Below are 19,651 nucleotides of genomic sequence, written 5' to 3' on the forward strand. Positions count from 1 at the left end.
CCGATTCGGCAGTGCCGGGCGGCCTGCGCGTCGCCGCCCGCGTTGACCGGTCGAGCCCAACCGGCCGTAACGATTCCCCGCCCGGCCTGGCATGCCGACGCGCAACCACCCTGCATCGCCAGCCGAATGCGTCCGGTGCGAATCCACCGGACGAGCGCAGCTCCAGACATCATCCGAACAATCGGCAATACGATCAGGAGAGCAACATGCGGGACACACTCTGGCCGGCCGTCGTGCTGGCAGCGACCCTCTGCACCACCGCCTACGCAGGCGATGCCGACTTCAACACACAAGGCGACGCGACCGATGCGTTCGCGTCGGCCGCCGCACAACGACGCGCCGACCTGCTCGTGCGCAAGATGACGCTCGACGAGAAACTCCAGTTCATCCATTCGCAATACGAAATGTCAAAGGTGCCGGGCGGCGGCGCCGGCTATATCCAGGGCGTGCCGCGGCTCGGCATTCCCGATCTCAACATGGTCGACTCGGCGACCGGCTCCGGCAGCACGTCGCAGGCCAGCACGACGTTCCCCGCGACGATCGCCGTCGCCGCGAGCTGGGATCGCCGGCTGTCGTACGACTACGGCAAGCAGGTCGCGATCCAGTTGCGCGCGCAAGGATTCGGCATGGGCCTCGGCGGCGGCACCAATCTCGCGCGCGAGCCGCGCGGTGGCCGGCTGTTCGAGTATCTCGGCGAAGATCCATTGCTCGCGGGCGACCTGCTCGCCGAACGCACGCTCGCCACGCAGCGGCAAAAGGTCATCGCCACGATCAAGCACTACGCGGGCAACGAGCAGGAGCACGGCCGGATGGGCGGCAACACGCAGATCGACGAACGCACGCTGCGCGAGCTTTACCTGCTGCCGTTCGAGATCGCCGCGAAGCGCGGTCGACCCGGCAGCGTGATGTGCAGCTACAACCGGCTGAACGGCGCATACGCGTGCGAAAACACTCACCTGCTGAACGACGTGCTGAAGAACGAATGGGGCTTCCAGGGCCAGGTGCAGTCCGACTGGGGCGCCACGCACAGTACTGCCGCGGCGATCAACGCCGGGCTCGACGAGGAAGAAGACGTCGGGCCGAGCGTGTACCTGACGCCGACGGCCGTCAAGCAGGCGATCGCGAACGGCTCGGTGTCGACCGCACGACTCGACGACATGGTGCGGCGCAAGCTCGCCGTGATGATCCGCGTCGGCGTGATGGACGATCCGGCCACCGGCGGCGGCACGATCGATTTCGCGGCCGCGAACCGGTTCGCGCAGGCCGCTTCCGAGCAGTCGATCGTGCTGCTGAAGAACGACGGCAATCAGTTGCCGCTGGCGGCATCGGCGCTGTCGCGCATTGCCGTGATCGGCGGCCATGCGGACGCGGCCGTGCTGTCCGGCGGCGGCTCGGGCAACACGCGCGACCCGGTGTCGGGTTCGTTCGCGGGTTGCGGCGGCCTGACGTTCGGCGCGTCGACCGGGTGCAGCTGGTGGCGCAATCCGTGGCTGAAGGTCGACGTGCCGATCGTCGCGGCCATCCGCGCGCTTGCGCCGGCCGCGCAGGTCACGTATGCGGGCAACAGCGACCAGCAGTCGCCGTTCCGTGCGTATACGCAGCAGGAAATCGACCAGGCCGCGGCGCTCGCGGGCCGCTCGGACGTCGCGATCGTCGTGGTGGCCCAGCCGGCCGGCGAGGATTTCGGCGACCTGCAGAGCCTGAGCCTCGCGAACCCGTCGAACCAGGACGCGCTCGTCGAAGCCGTCGCGCGAGCGAATCCGCATACGATCGTCGTCGTCCAGAGCGGCAATCCGGTGCTGATGCCGTGGAAGGACAACGTGTCGGCGATCGTCGAGGCGTGGTATCCGGGCGAAGCCGGCGGCAAGGCGATCGCGAACGTGCTGTTCGGCGCGGTCAATCCGTCCGGCAAACTGCCCGTCACCTTCCCCGCGCGCGATCAGGATTCGCCGGCCTGGGGGCAAAACGGCACGTTCGACAACGACCCGGTCTACGCGGAAAAGCTGAACATGGGCTATCGCTGGTATGACGCGCGCAACATCAAGCCGATGTTCGAGTTCGGCTACGGGCTGTCGTACACGCACTTCGCGTATTCGGGGCTGTCGGTGTCGAAGCAATGGGACGGGTCGCTGAGCGTCGCGTTCACGGTACGCAACGACGGGCGCGTCGCCGGTGCGGAGATCCCGCAGGTCTATCTCGGCGTGCCGTACAAGGACGAACCGCCGAAGCGGCTGGTCGGCTGGGAGAAGATCCGGCTGAATCCGGGCGAGGCGCGGCGTGTCCGCGTGACCGTGTCGCCGCGCATGCAGAGCGTGTGGGATACATCGCGTAACGGCTGGCGGTACGTGTCGGGCGGGACCGTGTACGTCGGTGCGTCGTCGCGGGATATCCGGTTGCAGGGGCACTGAGCGGCGCCAACCCAGCGGAGGAGCCGCGCGTGTCGCGCCCGGCTCCTCCGTCTTCCGCCGTCCGCACCGGCGATCCTCACCGGAACAGTAGCGCCAGCAGCGTCGCGAGCGCGGCAATCGCGGCGATCCCCGCCGTCATCCCGGCCAGATGCGCGGCGACCACGAGGCCGGCCGGCAATCGCACGGATGCCGGGCCGCTCGCCGCACCCGACGGCCCGGCCCGCGATCGCGACGCGGCGCCCGTCGTCATGCTCCGCTCCCTTCCAGCGTATCGAGCAACGGCCTCGCCAGATGCAGCACCTGATACACCGTGCCTGCGCCGCCGTCGTCCGGCTCGTGTTCGGTGACGAGGGCACGCGTGAGCCGCCAGCGTAGCGAGTCCAGGCTGACCGCGGCCGCCACCACACCCTGCCGCGCCGCCACTTCGCGATTGCGCGTCACCTCCCGCGCCAGCGTCGCCTCGAGGTCGGCATCCGCCGGAATGTCGACGGCTTCCAGACGAACGAAGCGCCCCGTCGACGCACTGCCCTTGCGCGCATCGAGCGCGACCTGCACGTCGATCGGCGCGCGGCCGAAGCTGTCCGTCACGACCCGGTACCGGCCGCCCGTGACGAACCCGGCGAACGCCTGCTCGTTACGCCACAGATAGAACGACGCATAGCCGTTTTCCGTCGCACCGTAGCGGCCCGCCTCGCGCAGCAGGAACCCCTTGAACACCAGGTCCGGCGTGTCGTCCCAGAGCTTGCCGCGCTCGCGCACGCGATGGCGGATGATGTCGAGGTCGTAGTCCGCCGGCAGGCGGTGCACGTAGTACGCGGTCAGCATGATCGACTCCTGAAGGGAAACGGAGATTCCGAATGGCTCGAGAACAGCGTAGAAGACCTTGAATCATTTGAAAATACGATGGCAGAATATTTCAATGATTCAATTTCTCAATGGATGAGTGTGCGATGAAAACGCTCGACATCGAAGCCGTGCAGGCGTTCGTGCTGACCGCCGACCTCAAGAGCTTCACGCGGGCCGCCGAGGCGATGGACACGACGCAGTCCGCGGTGAGCCTGAAGATCAAGCGGCTCGAAAGCGGCCTCGGCCGCCGCCTGCTGGAACGCACACCGCGGCAGGTCCGCCTGTCGGCCGACGGCACCGCATTCCTGGAACCGGCACGCGAACTGGTGGCGGCCCACCACGGTGCGGTCGGCGCGTTCGGCACCGGCCGGCGGCGGCTGGTGATCGGCGTCAGCCACCATGTCGTCGGCGCCGATCTCCCGATGCTGCTGCGGCGCATGAGCGAAGCGGAGCCGACGCTCGTGCTGGAGATCCGCGTCGCCGCGTCGCGCGACGTGCTTGATGCATTCGACCGCGGCCAGCTCGACGCGGCCGTCGCGCTGCAGCACGACAGCCGGCGGCTCGACGGCGAAACCATCCTGTCGGAGTCGTTCGGCTGGATGGCCGCGGCGGATTTCGAGTACCATCCGCCGCAACCGCTGCGACTGGCCACGCAAGCCGAGCCCTGCAGCGTGCGCCGCATGGCGATCGGCGCGCTCGACCAGGCCGGGGTCGGCTGGACGGAGGTGTTCGTCGGCGGCGGCGTCGCGACGATCGGCGCGGCGGTGTCCGCGGGGCTGGCCGTCGCGGCGCTCGGGCATCGCGTGGCGCCCGCCGGCACGGTCGACGTCGGTGCGCGCTACGGGCTGCCGCCGTTGCCGACGCGCGACGTGGTGCTCCACTCGAGCCTGACCGATGCGCGCGCCCGGCAGGCACTGCGCACGCTGGGCGCGGCACTGCGCGCGTCGGTCGGGGCGCGTTGATGCCGCACGAGCCGGTGCAGGCCGTATCGCCCCGGCTCGACCCATGCCGAACCGAACCACCCGGAGAGAAGACACATGCGTCCGCTGGACGAACTGGTCAACGAGCGTGAATCCGCCCTGCCGTCATTGATCGAGTGGTCGGCGGCAGCGCCTGATCGTTGCGAGATATTGCCGCCATCGGGCCGGAATGGCGAAATCCTGTCCACCCTTCAGGTCACCACGCGATCGCTCCTGGGGACCATCGCCTATTCGACCGGCGGCCTGCTCGTGGACGGCGGCTACCTTCGTCTGCTCGGCTCGGGCCATCCCGCATTGCCCCGGGACATCGTCGGCTGGAATCAGGGACGCTCCTCCGGCTTTCTGTTGGTCGCGGACGATGCCGTCGGCGGATTCTTCGCCTTGAACGGCGGCGCACTCGGGGAGGACCCGGGCTCCGTGTACTACTTTGCACCCGACACGCTGGAATGGGAGCCCCTCGGGATCGGGTACGGCGACTTCGTGCGATGGTCGCTCGGCGACACGCTGAGCGACTTCTACGCGAGCATGCGCTGGCCCGGCTGGCAGGCCGATGTCCAGCGCCTGACGACGGATCAATGCTTCAGCTTCCATCCATTCCTGTGGACGAAAGAAGGATCGGTCGAACGCAGCAGCCGTCGGGCGGTCGACGTTGCCGAGCTGTATGCACTCCAGATCGGCGCCGGCGCCACGACGTCAAGGCAACCGTGATCCGATGGACCTGCCTTCGAATCCGAAGCGTCGAGTCCCGTGGCCAAGCCGGTGCGCTTGGCCGCACCTGAGCATTCGCATCGGCGTCGCGTTTTGACGGCTTCGAAAGGCGTCGATGCGCGCCACGGTAAAATTCCTGTTTCATCCCGCCCGCTCGTGCCGCCGCCCGATGCCTGCGCGGGTCGATATCAAACGCATCGCCAGGCCGTCATCATCTTGATTTTCCTACACCTTTCATCTCGCGACGCATGAGTTACTCGCTCGCCACCACCTGCATCCGCGAACTCGAGATCCGCAAGAGCCGCTTCATCGGGTTCGCGATCCCCGTCGACGATCGCGACGCCGCGATGCACGCGCTGCAGCGCCTGCGCGACGAGCATCCTGCGGCCACCCACGTATGCTGGGCGTTGCTGGCGGGTGGGCAGTCGGGCATGTCGGACGACGGCGAGCCGTCGGGCACCGCGGGCCGGCCGATCCTCGAAGTGCTGCGCCATCACGATCTCGACGGCGTGCTCGGCGCGGTCGTGCGCTACTACGGCGGCGTGAAGCTCGGCGCGGGCGGGCTGGTGCGGGCCTATACGGATGCAATCGCATCGGCGCTGCTCGACGCCGAGCGCGTCGAACGTGTCCGCTACACGCGGCTCGCGATCGAGATCGGCTACCCGGACGAGGCACGCGTGCGCCGCTGGATCGAACAGGCCGGATACGCGCTGGTGGACAGCGCATACGGGATGACGGTGAAGCTCTCGATCAAGCTGCCGGAAAACGCCGAAGCCGCGGCAAGAACCGAGCTGTTCGACCTGACGCAAGGGCGCTCGGGATTTCCGGCGACGTGACGCGCGGGGAGCGCGTCCGCGTTCCCCGCGTGGCCGGACGAATCCCGGCGCCGGTCAGTCGGTCATTCAGTAGGTATCCGGGACGATCATGTCGTCCGGCACCGGCCGGCGGATGTAGTCCTCGTGGTGCTCGCGCGGCGGGAGGTCGATCGGCGCGTGCGGCACCTCGTGATACGGCACCTGCTGCAGCAGATGGTGAATGCAGTTCAGCCGCGCGCGCTTCTTGTCGACCGCCTGCACGACCCACCACGGCGCTTCCGGAATGTGCGTGCGAAGCAGCATCTCTTCCTTCGCGGCCGTGTAGGCTTCCCAGCGGCGGCGGCTCTCGAGATCCATCGGGCTCAGCTTCCATTGCTTGAGCGGATCCTCGATCCGGCTCTGGAACCGCACTTCCTGCTCGTGGTCGGTGATCGAGAACCAGTACTTGACGATCTGGATCCCGCTGCGCACGAGCATCTTCTCGAACTCGGGCACCGAACGGAAAAACTCCTCGTATTCGTCGTCGGTACAGAAGTTCATCACACGCTCGACACCCGCGCGGTTGTACCAGCTGCGGTCGAACAGCACGATTTCGCCGCCGGCCGGCAGATGCGCGACATAGCGCTGGAAATACCACTGCGTGCGTTCGCGGTTGTTCGGCGCCGGCAGCGCCGCCACGCGGCATACGCGCGGGTTCAGCCGCTGCGTGATGCGCTTGATCGCGCCGCCCTTGCCGGCCGCGTCGCGCCCCTCGAAAATGACGACGAGCCGGTGCCCCGTGCTCACGACCCAGTCCTGCAGCTTCACGAGTTCGCCCTGCAGGCGGAACAGCTCGCGGAAATACTGCTTGCGCGCTTCGCGCCGCTCCTGCGAAAACAGCAGGTCGTCGCTATCGTCGAAGCGGCGATCGTCGAGCTCCATCTCGAGTTCTTCGTCGTAAGCGTCGACCAGGTCTTCCTCGAAGCGGCGCTGGCGCGCTTCCATCGATTCGAGATCGGCGCGGTTGTCGGTCTCGGTGCGGTTATCGTTGTCGCCCATGGGGCCTCCTTCCATCGTTGACGCAGCCAAACGCCGACATTATCCCAGCGTCGCGCGTCAAATTCATGAAAAAGGGCCGGCGCACCGGTCAGAAGCGGAACGCGAGCAGCACGCTCGCCAGCACGGGGTTCGCGGCAATATCGAACGTGTTCGACGCGAGCTGACGGTTCGGCTGGTCGATATCCAGCGTAATCTTCGTACGTAACGGGATATAGGTCACCATGCCGGTGATCCAGAACTGGCGCGTGATCTGGTAGCTCGCGCCGACCGTGAACACCGGCTCCCACACGCTCTTCACCTTCGCCGACACGTTGGTCTTGCCCGACAGCAGCAGGTCGCCGCCGGCATCCCAGATCCGCTGGAACAGCGCCGGGTCGAGCAGCAGCGACTGCAGGCTGCCGATGTCCGCGCCCGCCGCGAGCAGCCCGCCGAGCGAAGCGAGCTTGCGCTGGAACACGGGATTCAGGTTCGTGTTCGTGAAGCGCGTGTAGCTGACGCCGATGCCCGCGAACGGGCGGAAACGGTCGTCGCGCTCGCCGAGGTAATACTTGAACACGACGGACCCGAGCCACGCGCGCGTGGTCGCGAGCGGGTTGCTTTGCGTGTTCGCGAGATCGATCAGCGGAAAGCGCCCCTGGACGCCTGAAAAGATCCGGTCGAGCGGCAGCGCGATGCTGCCGTGCCCGCGCAGCGTCAGCACCGGCGGAATGCCCGCGCCGAGTTCGGCCGCCCAGTTTTCCGAGAAAAAATGCGTCAGCGTGAACGCCAGCGTGTTCGTGTTGCCGAGCGACAGCTGCGACCCCTGGTTCTGGAAGCTGTTCAGCCCGAGTGCGTCCGTGTGCGTCGTCACGGGCGTCGATCGGCCGGTCGTGCCGACGAAGTGCCAGCCGAGGCCGACCATGTTGCGGTCGTCGCCCATCAGCTGCGTCAGCAACGGCGGCGCCTGGGCGGCCGGCAGATCGGGCAGCCGCGACGGATCGACCGGATGCAGTTCGTACGGCATCCGGTCGGCGTGGACGACGCCGGGCGCCGGCATGTCGCTCGCCGCCGCGTCGCGCGGCGCGGCCGGATCGCAGCCGCCAACGGCGCCACCGGCGCCGCCGTCGTCGAAGCCGATGCCGTCCGCGCCGTCGTCGGGCGCTGCCGCGCATGCGCGCCCCGCCCCGCCGTTTCGCTGGCCGAGCGTGATCTTGCGCGCCGTCAACGGGACGGCGTCGGGTTGCGGCCCGTCGGCCTCTTCTCCGTGTCTGCCGTGCCTGCCGCGCCCGCCGCGCGCCGGCCCCGCGTCGGTCGCCCATGCGCTCGCATCGAACCCGTCCGCGTCGCCGCCCGGCCAGAAGCCGATCCCGTCGGCGCCGGCCTGCCAGCGTGGTTCGGCGTCCGCGTCCGGCTGCGGCGCGCCATGCGCGGCGGCCGCGCACGCGAACAGCGTCGCGCCGAGCCAGCGCGACAGCGGACGCACGGCGCCCGGCCGCGCACGGCGGCAGTACGTGTCCCGGCTCGCCATCGGCTCAGGCCGGCACGCCGAACAGGCGTTGACGGATGCGGTACAACGGCTCGAACAGCCATTCGAGCAGGCTGCGCCGCTCCAGCACGATGTCGGCCTTCAGCATCATCCCGGCCCGCAGCGACAGCGGCCGCCCTTCGAACGCCGGCGTGCGGTCAGCCAGCTCGACCCAGGTCTTGAAGTAGGTCTGCGGCGTGGCGGCATCGCCCGGCAGGTTCAGCTCCTTCGCGGAAAATGCGACGGGCGAGATCGACAGCACCTTGCCGCGATAGGTGCCGAACTTCTCGACCGGATAGCTTGCATACGCAACCTTCACCTCCTGCCCCTTCTTCACGAAGCCGGCCTTCGACGACGGAATGTAGACCTCGGCGATCAGCCCGTCGGCCTTCGCGGGCAGGATCTCGACGACGCGCGTACCCGGCGGGTCGATCACGCCGCCCTGCACGACGTCGAGCCGCACGATCTGCCCGTCGGCCGGCGCGTACAGCACCTGGTTCACGTTCTCGTCGATGTTGTATTCCTTCGCGTTCAGCTCCTCCTGCTTGATCTTCAGTTCCGCGTTCGCACCGTCGTACTTGCTCTGCATCGTGTCGAGGTCGCCGCGCAGCTTCATCGCATTCTTCGCGAGCTCGGCGCGGCGCAGCAGCAGGTCCTGGTACGCCTGCCCGGCCTGCAGGTACTGCGTGTTGACCTGGTTGTACTGCTCGAGCGTCACGACCTGTTCGTCGAGCAGCTGCTTCACGCGTGCGCGCCGTTCGCCATACTCGTCGACGATGCGCTTCTGGTCCTGGATCTGCCGATCGATCAGCCCGCGGCTCTCGCCCTGCGCGGCGATCTGCTGGTTGATCTGCTGTACCGACGACCGGTATTCGAGGCGTGCCGCGTCGATCTGCTGCGTGACCTCGACGCGCTGCCGGTCGAGCGCCGCACGCATCCCCTGCACGTTGTTCGCCTGGCTCACGAAGCTCGTGTCGCGCGTCACCGCCAGCAGCCGCTGGCCGGCCTTCACGTGCTGGTCCTTGCCGACGTAGACGTCGCGCACGGCCCAGCCCGGCGGCGCGCTGACGCCGATCAGCCCCGAACGCGGCGTCAGCATCCCCGACACGCTCTCGGTATTCGCGTAGCTCAGTTCGACGAGCGCGGTCACGAACATCGCGAACATCGCGAGTGACAGGTAGCAGAAGAAGCGCATCGACACCGGCACGTCGACGACGCCGTGGATCACGGTGCCGAAGGTCGTGCCGCGCGCGAGCTTGCGCGACGGCTTCTGTTCTCGGAGGGCGGAGTTCCAGGTCGGCATGGGGCAGGCTCGTCAGGAGCGACGCCGCGCGGCCGCATCGAGCAGCGGCGTCGGCATCAGGTAAGGCGTGAAGTGTTCCCAGAAATGCCACTGCTCGGGCTGCCGCACGAGCGCCTGTTCGAGACGGTCGACGATGCGCTGGTGCGTGGCGCGCACCGGCGACGCGTCGTCTTCCGCGCCGAGCATCGGCACGAGCGGGCTGGCCGCGAGCTCGGTGAAATGCACCGCGCAGCGATCGCGGAACGGCACGCCCGTCGCGTATGAGACGAGCAGCGGAATCCCCTGCTCGACCGCGAGCTTCACGCCGCCGCCGGCCATCCGCACCCAGCGCCCGCCGAGCCGGCAGCGGTTGGTCTTGCCGAACTTGCCGTGCAGGTCGGAGAACAGCAGGAACACGGGCGCCTCGCGCCGCAGGCTGGTGATCAGCCGCCGCAGGTGCACGCGTTCCTCGATGTCGATGAACTCCACCTCGCCTGCGCCGTATTCGGCGACGAGCCGCAGCGCATCGTCGAAGAACGCACCGGGCGCATCCCGGTGCAGAATCACCATCAGCTTGCGGTCGTCGGGAATCATGAAGCGCAGCTTCGTGACGAACAGCATCAGGTTGCCGAAGTGCAGCCCCGCGAGCATCAGCGGGCCGCCGCGCGCGAGTGCCGCCCGCAGCTGCTCGTCGCCTTCGCACGCCATCCCGTCGATCATCGACTTCATCGATTCGAGGCTGTGCGTGCGCAGCTTGAGCCCCGCGAATTCCGCTTCGAACAGTTCGCGCACGATCGCCGCCGACACGTCCCGCACGCGCCGCGGATCGTCGTTCAGGTGCGCGCTCAGCATGTACGCGACCGCGCGCTCGATCGACTCGCGAATGCACGGAAAGCAGCGCAGGCAGGCGCCCGAGCACCAGCGCATCAGCCGCAGCCCGCGCGCCGGCGACGTGCGCAGCGCGACGGCCCGCACCGCGCGCCGCACCAGGAACGCATACGAGAAAGGATTGAGCAGGAAGAGTCGCCCGAGCATCACCGTGCCTCCTCGGCCGCACGCCACGCATCGGTCGCGTCGGTCAATACGCCGTCGTGCATCTGGTAGATCCGGTCGACCATCGACAGGATCGACGCGTCGTGCGTAACGAGCACGATCGTGCACGGCAGCGTCAGCACGTTGCGGCAGATCTCGTGGGTCGTCGCCTGATCAAGGTTCGACGAGAATTCGTCGAGGATCAGCAGGCGCGGCTCGCAATACAGCGCCCGCGCGATCAGGAGCCGCTGCATCTGCCCGGCCGACAGGAATTTCTGCGTATCGCCGAGCGGCGTGTCGTAGCGATGGTCGAGCCGCTCGATCTCGTCGTGGATGCACGCGAGCTTCGCCGCGTCGAACATCGCGCCGATGCGCGGCGCGGGCGCGAAGTTCGTGATGTTGTCGCGGATCGTGCCGCGAAACAGCTGGTCGGACTGCGTCACGGCCGCGAGATGCTTGCGGTACTGCCGCAGGTTCACTTCCGCGAGATCGACGCCGCCGACGAACAGCGTGCCGGGCTCGGGCCGCACGAGCCCGCAGATCAGGTTCAGCAGCGTCGTCTTGCCGCTGCCGGTGCGGCCGACGATCGCGATCTTGCTGCCGGCCGGCACGTCGAGCGCGATGTCGCGCAGGATCGGGCGGTTGCCGCCCTTCGGCGTGTACGACAGCGCGCGGATGGAAAGCGTGCCGTCGAAACCGTCGACGGGCCGCACGACCGCGTCCGGCGCGGGTTCCTCGGTCTCGGTCTGCAACACGTCGGCGACGCGGTCCATGTGCACCTGCAGCACCTTGCGGCGCACGTAGAGCTGGATCGAATCGATGAACTTGTCCGCGAACAGGTTCTTGTACTGGATGAACGCGTAGATCACGCCGATCGTGCTCTGCCCGTGCATGACGAGCCACGCGCCGTATGTGACGATCACGAGCTGCTCGACGTGCACGATCCCCTTCGACACCGCATCGAACAGCAATTGCAGCCGCTCCTGCTGACGCATCGCCTGCAGCTTCTGCGTGAACGCGTTGACCCACAGGCTGCTGCGCGCGGTTTCGGCCGACAGCAGCTTGATCGAGTGCGCGGAGCGGATGTTCTCGATCAGCAGTGCGTCGGCTTCCGCGCCGCGCGTGAGGATCTGCGACATCGCGTCCTGCAGTTGCGGCTGGATCGCGAGCCGGCTGAGCGCGAACAGCACCATCCCGGCCAGGCTGATGCCGGCCAGCACCGGGCTGTAGTACAGCATCAGCACGAGCGTCAGCGTGCAGGTGACGATATTGAGCAGCCCGCCGACCAGCCCGTCGACGAGAAACCGCCCGACCTCCGACACCGACGACACGCGCGAGATCGAATCGCCGGTGTTGTGGAACAGGAAATAGCCGATCGGCAGCCGCGCGAGATGCCCGACCATGTTCGCCGACAACTGCTGCGACACGATGTTGCGCAGGTAGCTCTTGATGTTGCCGACGAGGTTCGCGTAGAGCGTGTCGAACAGGAACACGATCGCGAACAGGATCGTCAGCAGGTACAGGATGTCGACGTCGGTCTTCTTCAGCGCCTCGTCGATCGTCAGTTGCACGTATGACGGGCCGAGCAGCAGCAGGAGCTGCGCGGCGACGCCGCCCGCGATGCCGATCGCGAGGCTCTTGCGAATGCCGGTCAGCCCTTCGAGGTAGTCGCGCAGCCTGATCCGGTCGGCCTGCCCCGCCCGCGTGAAGCCGATATCGGGATTCAGTTCGAGCGCGTAGCCCGTGATGTGCGTGAGCGCCTGCGCGAGCGGCAGCTTCGTTTCGCCGAGCGCGGGATCGACGATGTGCACGCTGCCGTAGCCGACCTTCGTCAACACGACATAGTGGTTCATCCCCCAGTGCAGGATGCACGGCGTCTTGAGCGCGTCGAGTTCGCCCGCGTCGAACTGCAGCCCGCGTGCGCGCAGGCCGAGATCGTTCGAGATCTCCATCAGGTCGAAGAACGACAGCCCGGAATCGATCCGGACCGGATAGCGGTTGCGCAGCGTGCGCAACGTCGTTTCGCGCCCGTGCCACGACGCGATCATCGCGAGGCAGGCCAGGCCGCACTCCGTTACCTCGTCCTGCAGGACCGGACGGACTTTACGCGTATTGAAGAGCATGGTCGGGCACCCGGGGCGCGACGACGCGCCGCCCGGGCCTGCCGGTGCGGGCCCGTGGCGGGTCGTGCGCGATACGCAAGGGCACAGCCGGCACGCTGCCGGCTGCGACGGAAGACCGGTGTTACCGGCCGCCTGGCGGGCCGCTCAGCGCGACGAGCCGAGCGACATCCGGAACTGTTCGACGGCGCGGGTCTGGTACTGGGTCATCAGGCCCTGCAGCGTGGTCCCGATCGACTGGTTGACGAGATCGACCGTATAGGCGGCCGAATTGGAGTAAAGCGACGCGCCGCCGCGAATCTGGCGGGCCTGTTCTTCCGTGATGTCTCGCATTTGTTGTGGCCTTTATATTGTCGGAATGCCCGCCACCGTCAGCCAATTGAAATCTCAATGGCCGTTAACTTTATTACGGGGATAATCCGGCACTCCCGCCTCCTGATAATCGCCCGAACCGGAAATAATGCATTCCGGATTCGCTTTATTGCCACTTCGGCGATCGATTCTTTTCCTTCTGTTTCGCAGCATTTCGCGCGGGGGGCGCCTCCCCGCGCACGGCGGTTACTTGCCGGTGTTATTGAACGTCTTCGGGTTCTGCAGGTAATTGCCGAGGCTCGGCAGGAACTGGCCGAGCGCGGTCACCACCGGCGCGGCGTCAACGGCGAGGCTACCCAGCGAGCTGATCGCACCGCCGCCATGCACATTCCTGACCTGTTCCGTCGTCATGACCTTCATCATTCTCTCCTCGTAAAAAATAAAGATGATGCAAAGAACCTTCATAGAAAGACAAACGGCTTTTAATCCCTAGCGACTTGTTAATCTAATAATCACTGCGATTACGAGCCGAAATCAGGCTATCATGCGGGCGCATCGGAATTCAATGGAGGACACACTCTTACAGGCGCGTTTTCCGGTGCGCCACGGATGGCAGGCATTCACGCTGTTTGAATTTCAATTTCAATACGTTTAAATCCCGCCGCAATGCTTTGCGGCACGGGCAGGAGACGGAGACGGCCATGTTTGAAACGAGGCGCGCGAATTACGGATCGGCGACACGGAACTCGGGTAATTCCCTATCAAGTTTTACGACTAGGTGGAATCCCCGACTTGCAACCGTGACATTGTTCGCTGTAACGATAGCCGGCGTGTCGGCGAACGCGCACGCGTTCTGCCTCGACACCGCCTACCAGTACGCGGTCGTGCATGATCCGCGCTACCTGCAGGCGCGCAGCGAATACGATGCGGCCCGCCAGAAATTCCCCGAAGCACGCGCGCAGATGTTGCCGCAGGCCGCCGCGCAACTCGAATGGGGACGCTACGGTACGCACGCGAACCTGTTCGGCATCGACGTCAGCGGATCGAGCAATGCCGCATACGGTTCCGCGCAGGTCACGCAGGCGCTGTTCAACGTGCCCTACCTGTACGACATGCGGCGCGCGACCGAGTACGAGGAATCGGCGAAACAGAAACTCGAAGTCGCAAGGCAGGACCTGATCCTGCGCGTCGCGAACGCGTGCTTCGACCTGCTGAGCGCGCGCGAGAAACTGCAATCGGCCGACGACGAGGTGAACGCGCTCACCCGGCTCGAAAGCGATACGCGACGCATGGCACAGCTCGGCATGAAGACGATCGGCGACACGGCCGAAATCGAGGCGCGCCGCAGTCTTGCGCAATCCGACGAAGCTCTCGCGCAAACCGACGTGGACGCGCGCCGTGCGCGCTACGAGACGCTGCTCGGGTCGACGATCGATTTCTCGCGCTGGCCGCGGCTCGCGATGCGCGGCTCGTCGCCGCGCATTCCGTCGGGCGACTACGCGCCGCAGGACAACCCCGCGTACCGGCAGGCGTACCGCGACGTCCAGGTCGCGCGGCTCGCCGCGAAGCGCGTCAGCGCCGAGCACTTGCCGACCGTCGACCTGTTCGCGTCGTATTCGCGCGGGCTCAACCCGAACCTGCGCGGGCTCACCGATCGCTCCGACTTCCATCAGAGCGCGGTCGGCGTGCAGGTGACGATCCCGATCTTCTCCGGCGGCAGCGTGTACTACCGGCAGGTGGAAGCCGAGCACGTGACCGAGCAGTACCGCAACCGGCTGCGTGAAGTCGAAGAGCAACTGGGCACCGACCATCGCGAGGCGCTGTCCGCGCTCGAATCGGTCGGCAAGCGTATCCGCGCGCTGCAGCAGTCGCTGCAGGCCGCGCGCCTCGCGTACGATTCGTCGATGAAGGCGCATCAGGTCGGTTACAGCACGACGTACGAAACGCTGAACCTGCGGCGCGACATCTCGGGCATCCGGCAGAAGCTGTTCGACAGCTATCTCGACGCGCTGAAGCTGCAGCTGAAGCTGAAAAGTGTACTGGGCACGCTCGACGAGCAGTCGTTGATCGCGGTGGACAGCTTTCTCGAAAGCAACGCGGCGAGCGACCGAGGTTAAGCGTGGTCGAGCGTGGGTCGGCGCGCATCGGCATCGCGCAAAAAAAGGTTGTACACGCAACCTTGATGACCGATGCCGACGCGCCGGCCGGTCGATCCATCGAAGCCGGCGCGGCACGACAACGCGCCGTCGTTCACGCAAGCGTGCGTCCGACCCCGCTCGATCGCGCGGCGCAATACGCGATCCCGGACGCATGCCGCGCCCTCACCGCGTGCAGGGGTATACGCGATGTTGCGTCAAAAAAAAACTTTGCCTAGAGTGCATCCCATCGATCCGGCGGACAAAGACGTCCCACGATCGTGCGCAGCGCGCGCCCGCTAGCCCGCGCTTCGCCGGCCCCGTTTCGGGCCGCCCATCCGCATTCCCGTTATCCGACAGCGTTGTCGGATGAACGGACCGGCAAAGAAGCCCTTGCCTCGCTCGTCGAGGCAAGGGCTTTTTTTTGTCTTTCGAAAACGCACGTCTTCACCCGAACCAGGAGCACACCATGCGTCATGGCGATATTTCCAGCAGCAACGACGCCGTCGGCGTCGCCGTCGTCCAGTACAAGATGCCGCGCCTGCACACGCGCGCCGACGTGATCGCGAACGCCCGCGAAATCGCGGAGCGCGTGGTCGGCATCAAGCGCGGCCTGCCCGGCATGGACCTCATCGTGTTTCCCGAGTATTCGACGCACGGGATCATGTACGACGCGAAGGAGATGTATGACACGGCATCGACGATCCCCGGCGAGGAAACCGACATCTTCGCGGCCGCGTGCCGCAAGGCGAACGTGTGGGGCGTGTTCTCGCTGACCGGCGAGCGCCACGAGGAACACCCGGACAAGGCGCCGTACAACACGCTCGTGCTGATCAACAACCAGGGCGAGATCGTGCAGAAGTACCGCAAGATCATGCCGTGGGTGCCGGTCGAAGGCTGGTATCCGGGCGACTGCACGTACGTCGCCGAAGGGCCGAAGGGGCTGAAGATCAGCCTGATCATCTGCGACGACGGCAACTACCCGGAGATCTGGCGCGACTGCGTGATGCGCGGCGCCGAGCTCGTCGTGCGCTGCCAGGGCTACATGTACCCGGCGAAGGACCAGCAGGTGCTCGTGTCGAAAGCGATGGCGTTCATGAACAACTGCTACGTGGCAGTCGCGAATGCGTCCGGATTCGACGGCGTGTACTCGTATTTCGGCCACTCCGCGATCGTCGGCTTCGACGGCCGCACGCTCGGCGAATGCGGCGAGGAAGAGAACGGCGTGCAGTACGCGGAGCTGTCGGTGAGCCTGATCCGCGACGCGCGCCGCAACATGCAGTCGCAGAACCACTTGTACAAGCTGCTGCACCGCGGTTACACGGGCAAGATCGGTTCCGGCGAATCGCCGAACGGCGTCGCGCAATGCCCGTTCGAGTTCTATGCGAACTGGGTGAACGACCCGGACGGCACACGCCAGGCTGTCGAACGGCTGACACGCGCGACACCCGGCACGCCCGAATGCCCGATCGAAGGCATTCCGTCCGAAGCGCCCGCGCATCGCTGAACCCGCGCCCCGCCCGGCCGTTCGCGCTGCCTGCGCGAACGGCGCCGTCTCACTCTGGAGCCCTCATCATGCTCGGTGTCGCTCTCTTTTTCATCGGCGCGGTGCTGGTCGTCAACGGCGTCGCGCTCACCGGCCGCATCGAACCGCGCGACGCAGCCGGCCTGAACCTGCTCGTCGGGCTGCTCGCGCTGCTGATCAACCTCGCCGGCCTCGTGCAGGCGTCGGCGCCGCCGCAGTTTTTCTCGAGCGCGGGCGGGCTGCTGTTCGCGTTCACGTACCTGTATCTCGCCGCCGTCCAGTGGCGCGGGCTGCAAGGCGCCGGCCTCGGCTGGTATTGCCTGTTCGTCGCGATCAGCGCACTCGTCTACGCGGGCACGTCGAGCGACGCGCGTTTCGGGGCGATGTGGCTGCTGTGGTCGAGCCTGTGGTTCCTGTTCTTCGTCGCGCTCGGGCTGAAGCGGACCGTGCGCTTCCTGCCCGGCTACACGATCGCGATCGGCGTCGGCACCTGCTGGCTGCCCGGCATGCTGATGATGACGGGGAGGTGGTAATGAGCGCACGCGATACGCCGCTGGCCACCGATCCGCTCGCCGGGCACCGCATCGCCGATGTGCCGTTCTACCAGCCGGCCGGTGCCGAGGCCGACTGGTTCGAGACGGCCTGCCGCCATCACCTGCCGGTCCTGCTGAAAGGGCCGACCGGCTGCGGCAAGACGCGTTTCGTCGAATACATGGCGTGGCGCATGGGCCTGCCGCTGATCCAGGTCGCGTGCAACGACGACACGTCGGCGGCCGACCTGACGGGCCGCCACCTGCTCGACGCCGACGGCACCTACTGGGCCGACGGGCCGCTCACGCTCGCGGCGCGGCATGGCGCGATCTGCTATCTCGACGAGATCGTCGAGGCACGCCCCGACGCGACGGTCGTGATCCACCCGCTGACCGATTCGCGGCGCGTGCTGCCGCTCGACCGGCTCGGCGAAGTCGTGCATGCGCATCCGGATTTCCATCTGGTGATCTCCTACAACCCCGGCTATCACGGCGAGCACCGGCGGCTGAAGCCGTCGACGCGGCAACGTTTCGTCGCAATCGACTTCGGCTATCCGGATGCCGCGCACGAGACCGACGTCGTCGTGCGCGAAAGCGGCGCCGACCGCGAAACCGCGCGCCGGCTCGTCGATCTCGCGCAGCGCACGCGTGCGCTGGCACAGGCGGGCAACGGGCTCGACGAAGGCGCGTCGACGCGCCTGCTCGTGCACGCGGCCCGCCTGATCGTCGCGGGGCTCGCGCCGCTCGATGCCTGCCGGATCGCGATCAGCGACGCGGCGACCGACGACGCCGACACGCGTGCCGCGCTGCAGACGATGGCCGCCGCGCACTTCGCGACATGAGCGCGCTGCCACTCGCCCGCTTCCTGCACGGGATGACCGCGCACGAGACCGACGTGCGGCTCGACGATGCGGCGCCGCGCGCGACGCTCGGCCATGCCGCGCTGTGTGTGCCCCGTGCGTTGCCGCCCGATGCGCGCATCGCGGCGGCCGCGCACGCGCTGGCCCACTGGCGCCACTCGCCGTCCGGCGAGCCGGCCGACACGCTGACGCAGATCGGTTCGGCCGTCGCCGGCGTGATCGAGGATGCGCGCGTCGAGGCGCTGCTGGCCCGCGAATGGCCGGGGCTCGCAACGTTCTGGGCGCCGGCGTTCGCGCCGATCGGCCGTGAAGGACTCACGTTCGGCTGCCTGTGCGCGCGGCTCGCGAAAGCGCTGTTCGATCCGTCGTATCGCGACGGCAACCCGTGGGTCGACAAAGGCACGCAGCTGTTCGCCGAGCGGCGCGACACGCTTGACGATTACCGTGCGTTTCGCACGATTGCATCGAGGCTCGCGAACGATCTCGGCCAGATGCGCGTGCGCTTCGAACCCGACGACGGCGCATGGCTGCCCTATCGCGACGACAATGCGTGGCTGTGGGCGCGGCCGGCCACCGCGGCGGCCGAACAGGCGGGCAACGACGGCGTCGAGATGTCGGCCTCGACCGGCGGCCACAGCGACGAGCCCGACGACGCACCGCCGTCCGCACCCGATGCGCCGCGCTATCCCGAGTGGAATTGCCACACGCAGCGCGAACGACGCGACTGGACGACGATCGTCGAACGCGCGCCCGCCACGTCGGCGCCGCCGCCGTCGCTTTCCGCACTGATCGACGCCGACCGGCGCGCGGCAAAGCGAATGCCGGCCGCGCGCGCATCGGAGCTGCTGCGGCGCGTCGGCCGCCAGCTCGACGGCGATGCGCTCGACGTCGATGCGGCGATCGCCGCACGCATCGCCCGGCGCGCCGGGCACGCGCCCGATCCGCGCGTGTTCCGTCGCCGCGTGCCGCACGACGCGCGCGGGCCCGTGCTGATCCTGCTCGACCTGTCGGCGTCGACGGCCGCGCAGGTCGCCACGCTCGAGAAACGCGCGGCGTTCGTGCTAGGCGACCTGTTCGACCGGCAGCGGCGCCGCTGGGCCGTGCACGGCTACACGTCGGACGGACGGCATCGCGTGTACTACGCGTGCTTCAAGGATTTCGGCGAAGCGTTCGACGCCGGCCGACGCGCGGCGCTGCTCGCGGCCGATAGCGGCATGAGCACGCGCACGGGCGCGGCACTGCGGCATGCGCTGGCCTTGCTGCGCCGCGAAACCGGGAGCGCGCGGGCCGCCGTGCTGATGATCGGCGACGGCGAAGCCGCCGACATCGACGTGTTCGACCCGCGCTACCTCGTCGAGGATGCGCGTCACGCGGCACGCCTGGGCCGGCGGCGCGGTGTCGCGATTGCCGGTCTGTCGTTCGGCGAGCCGCCCGGGTTGTCTACAATACTTGGCGTCGGCCCGCGCTGCGTGCACGCGGCGAACGGCGACGCATTGCCGGCCGTCGTCGCGCACGCGGCCGGGCGACTGACCGCGTGACGGCTCTACCCGAAAGAG

At 67.4% G+C, this 19,651-nt stretch carries 18 protein-coding genes; 9 read left to right on the forward strand and 9 right to left on the reverse strand.

Annotated features, from left to right (window positions below):
- Positions 1-206: 206 nt before the first annotated feature.
- Complete coding sequence (locus PQB87_RS27235; protein ID WP_226145843.1) at positions 207-2,408, forward strand: glycoside hydrolase family 3 C-terminal domain-containing protein; 2,202 nt, start codon at positions 207-209, stop codon at positions 2,406-2,408.
- Between the two features lie 76 nt (positions 2,409-2,484).
- On the opposite strand, the gene PQB87_RS27240 is transcribed toward PQB87_RS27235, so the two are convergent.
- Both PQB87_RS27240 and PQB87_RS27245 read right to left on the reverse strand, forming a co-directional pair.
- Positions 2,485-2,658 carry a hypothetical protein gene (locus PQB87_RS27240; protein WP_226215660.1) on the reverse strand — a complete coding sequence of 58 codons (174 nt, stop codon included), beginning with the start codon at positions 2,656-2,658 and terminating at the stop codon, positions 2,485-2,487.
- Positions 2,655-3,233, reverse strand: coding sequence for a DUF4865 family protein (locus PQB87_RS27245; RefSeq protein ID WP_060276948.1), 579 nt, complete (start codon positions 3,231-3,233; stop codon positions 2,655-2,657). The genes PQB87_RS27240 and PQB87_RS27245 overlap by 4 nt, the downstream gene beginning before the upstream one ends.
- 125 nt (positions 3,234-3,358) lie before the next feature.
- On the opposite strand from PQB87_RS27245, the gene PQB87_RS27250 reads away from it, so the two are divergent.
- The 3 genes from PQB87_RS27250 (at position 3,359) to PQB87_RS27260 (ending at position 5,778) form a co-directional block, all read left to right on the forward strand.
- Positions 3,359-4,216 (forward strand): LysR family transcriptional regulator, encoded by an 858-nt coding sequence (locus tag PQB87_RS27250; protein WP_272545982.1) that lies wholly within the window; start codon positions 3,359-3,361, stop codon positions 4,214-4,216.
- A 75-nt stretch (positions 4,217-4,291) separates the two neighbouring features.
- On the forward strand, positions 4,292-4,942 hold the full coding sequence (locus tag PQB87_RS27255) for a DUF2625 domain-containing protein (protein ID WP_175757445.1): 651 nt from the start codon (positions 4,292-4,294) through the stop codon (positions 4,940-4,942).
- 248 nt (positions 4,943-5,190) lie between these two features.
- Positions 5,191-5,778, forward strand: a complete 588-nt coding sequence (locus PQB87_RS27260) for an IMPACT family protein (RefSeq protein WP_059650901.1) — start codon at positions 5,191-5,193, stop codon at positions 5,776-5,778.
- Positions 5,779-5,844: 66 nt separating this feature from the next.
- Here PQB87_RS27260 and ppk2 read toward each other — a convergent pair whose 3' ends face one another.
- The 7 genes from ppk2 to PQB87_RS27295 all read right to left on the reverse strand — a co-directional run bounded on the left by ppk2 (position 5,845) and on the right by PQB87_RS27295 (position 13,468).
- Complete coding sequence (gene ppk2, locus PQB87_RS27265; protein ID WP_021159485.1) at positions 5,845-6,795, reverse strand: polyphosphate kinase 2; 951 nt, start codon at positions 6,793-6,795, stop codon at positions 5,845-5,847.
- Positions 6,796-6,883: 88 nt separating this feature from the next.
- A complete protein-coding gene (locus PQB87_RS27270; protein ID WP_111941617.1) occupies positions 6,884-8,302 on the reverse strand; it encodes an OmpW/AlkL family protein in 1,419 nt (472 codons plus the stop codon).
- A gap of 4 nt (positions 8,303-8,306) precedes the next feature.
- Positions 8,307-9,602, reverse strand: coding sequence for an HlyD family secretion protein (locus PQB87_RS27275; protein ID WP_027791389.1), 1,296 nt, complete (start codon positions 9,600-9,602; stop codon positions 8,307-8,309).
- Positions 9,603-9,614: 12 nt separating this feature from the next.
- Positions 9,615-10,619, reverse strand: a complete 1,005-nt coding sequence (locus PQB87_RS27280) for a lysophospholipid acyltransferase family protein (RefSeq protein WP_489242955.1) — start codon at positions 10,617-10,619, stop codon at positions 9,615-9,617.
- The gene (locus tag PQB87_RS27285) at positions 10,616-12,736 is read right to left on the reverse strand and encodes a peptidase domain-containing ABC transporter (RefSeq protein WP_059683259.1); all 2,121 of its coding nucleotides are present in this window, start codon (positions 12,734-12,736) and stop codon (positions 10,616-10,618) included. Before PQB87_RS27285 ends, PQB87_RS27280 begins: the two co-directional genes overlap by 4 nt.
- Positions 12,737-12,880: 144 nt before the next feature.
- Positions 12,881-13,066, reverse strand: a complete 186-nt coding sequence (locus tag PQB87_RS27290; protein WP_027791386.1) for a hypothetical protein — start codon at positions 13,064-13,066, stop codon at positions 12,881-12,883.
- Positions 13,067-13,291: 225 nt separating this feature from the next.
- Positions 13,292-13,468 (reverse strand): hypothetical protein, encoded by a 177-nt coding sequence (locus tag PQB87_RS27295; RefSeq protein WP_006479216.1) that lies wholly within the window; start codon positions 13,466-13,468, stop codon positions 13,292-13,294.
- 278 nt (positions 13,469-13,746) lie between these two features.
- On the opposite strand from PQB87_RS27295, the gene PQB87_RS27300 reads away from it, so the two are divergent.
- From PQB87_RS27300 to PQB87_RS27320, 5 genes are all read left to right on the forward strand, one after another.
- A complete protein-coding gene (locus PQB87_RS27300) occupies positions 13,747-15,162 on the forward strand; it encodes a TolC family protein (protein WP_489242957.1) in 1,416 nt (471 codons plus the stop codon).
- 487 nt (positions 15,163-15,649) lie between these two features.
- Positions 15,650-16,687, forward strand: a complete 1,038-nt coding sequence (locus tag PQB87_RS27305; protein ID WP_021159493.1) for an aliphatic amidase — start codon at positions 15,650-15,652, stop codon at positions 16,685-16,687.
- A gap of 68 nt (positions 16,688-16,755) precedes the next feature.
- Positions 16,756-17,238 carry an AmiS/UreI family transporter gene (locus PQB87_RS27310; RefSeq protein WP_021159494.1) on the forward strand — a complete coding sequence of 161 codons (483 nt, stop codon included), beginning with the start codon at positions 16,756-16,758 and terminating at the stop codon, positions 17,236-17,238.
- A complete protein-coding gene (locus tag PQB87_RS27315; RefSeq protein WP_060061874.1) occupies positions 17,238-18,077 on the forward strand; it encodes a CbbQ/NirQ/NorQ/GpvN family protein in 840 nt (279 codons plus the stop codon). Before PQB87_RS27310 ends, PQB87_RS27315 begins: the two co-directional genes overlap by 1 nt.
- Positions 18,074-19,633 (forward strand): nitric oxide reductase activation protein, encoded by a 1,560-nt coding sequence (locus PQB87_RS27320; RefSeq protein ID WP_489242958.1) that lies wholly within the window; start codon positions 18,074-18,076, stop codon positions 19,631-19,633. Before PQB87_RS27315 ends, PQB87_RS27320 begins: the two co-directional genes overlap by 4 nt.
- Positions 19,634-19,651 lie beyond the last annotated feature (18 nt).

Source organism: Burkholderia sp. KL41, assembly GCF_057005415.2.

Coding starts and splice junctions, on each gene's coding strand:
- PQB87_RS27235 (WP_226145843.1), top strand. CDS start 207: ATGCGGGACACACTCTGGCCGGCCGTCGTGCTGGCAGCGACCCTCTGC.
- PQB87_RS27240 (WP_226215660.1), bottom strand. CDS start 2,658: ATGACGACGGGCGCCGCGTCGCGATCGCGGGCCGGGCCGTCGGGTGCG.
- PQB87_RS27245 (WP_060276948.1), bottom strand. CDS start 3,233: ATGCTGACCGCGTACTACGTGCACCGCCTGCCGGCGGACTACGACCTC.
- PQB87_RS27250 (WP_272545982.1), top strand. CDS start 3,359: ATGAAAACGCTCGACATCGAAGCCGTGCAGGCGTTCGTGCTGACCGCC.
- PQB87_RS27255 (WP_175757445.1), top strand. CDS start 4,292: ATGCGTCCGCTGGACGAACTGGTCAACGAGCGTGAATCCGCCCTGCCG.
- PQB87_RS27260 (WP_059650901.1), top strand. CDS start 5,191: ATGAGTTACTCGCTCGCCACCACCTGCATCCGCGAACTCGAGATCCGC.
- ppk2 (WP_021159485.1), bottom strand. CDS start 6,795: ATGGGCGACAACGATAACCGCACCGAGACCGACAACCGCGCCGATCTC.
- PQB87_RS27270 (WP_111941617.1), bottom strand. CDS start 8,302: ATGGCGAGCCGGGACACGTACTGCCGCCGTGCGCGGCCGGGCGCCGTG.
- PQB87_RS27275 (WP_027791389.1), bottom strand. CDS start 9,602: ATGCCGACCTGGAACTCCGCCCTCCGAGAACAGAAGCCGTCGCGCAAG.
- PQB87_RS27285 (WP_059683259.1), bottom strand. CDS start 12,736: ATGCTCTTCAATACGCGTAAAGTCCGTCCGGTCCTGCAGGACGAGGTA.
- PQB87_RS27290 (WP_027791386.1), bottom strand. CDS start 13,066: ATGCGAGACATCACGGAAGAACAGGCCCGCCAGATTCGCGGCGGCGCG.
- PQB87_RS27295 (WP_006479216.1), bottom strand. CDS start 13,468: ATGATGAAGGTCATGACGACGGAACAGGTCAGGAATGTGCATGGCGGC.
- PQB87_RS27300 (WP_489242957.1), top strand. CDS start 13,747: ATGTTTGAAACGAGGCGCGCGAATTACGGATCGGCGACACGGAACTCG.
- PQB87_RS27305 (WP_021159493.1), top strand. CDS start 15,650: ATGCGTCATGGCGATATTTCCAGCAGCAACGACGCCGTCGGCGTCGCC.
- PQB87_RS27310 (WP_021159494.1), top strand. CDS start 16,756: ATGCTCGGTGTCGCTCTCTTTTTCATCGGCGCGGTGCTGGTCGTCAAC.
- PQB87_RS27315 (WP_060061874.1), top strand. CDS start 17,238: ATGAGCGCACGCGATACGCCGCTGGCCACCGATCCGCTCGCCGGGCAC.
- PQB87_RS27320 (WP_489242958.1), top strand. CDS start 18,074: ATGAGCGCGCTGCCACTCGCCCGCTTCCTGCACGGGATGACCGCGCAC.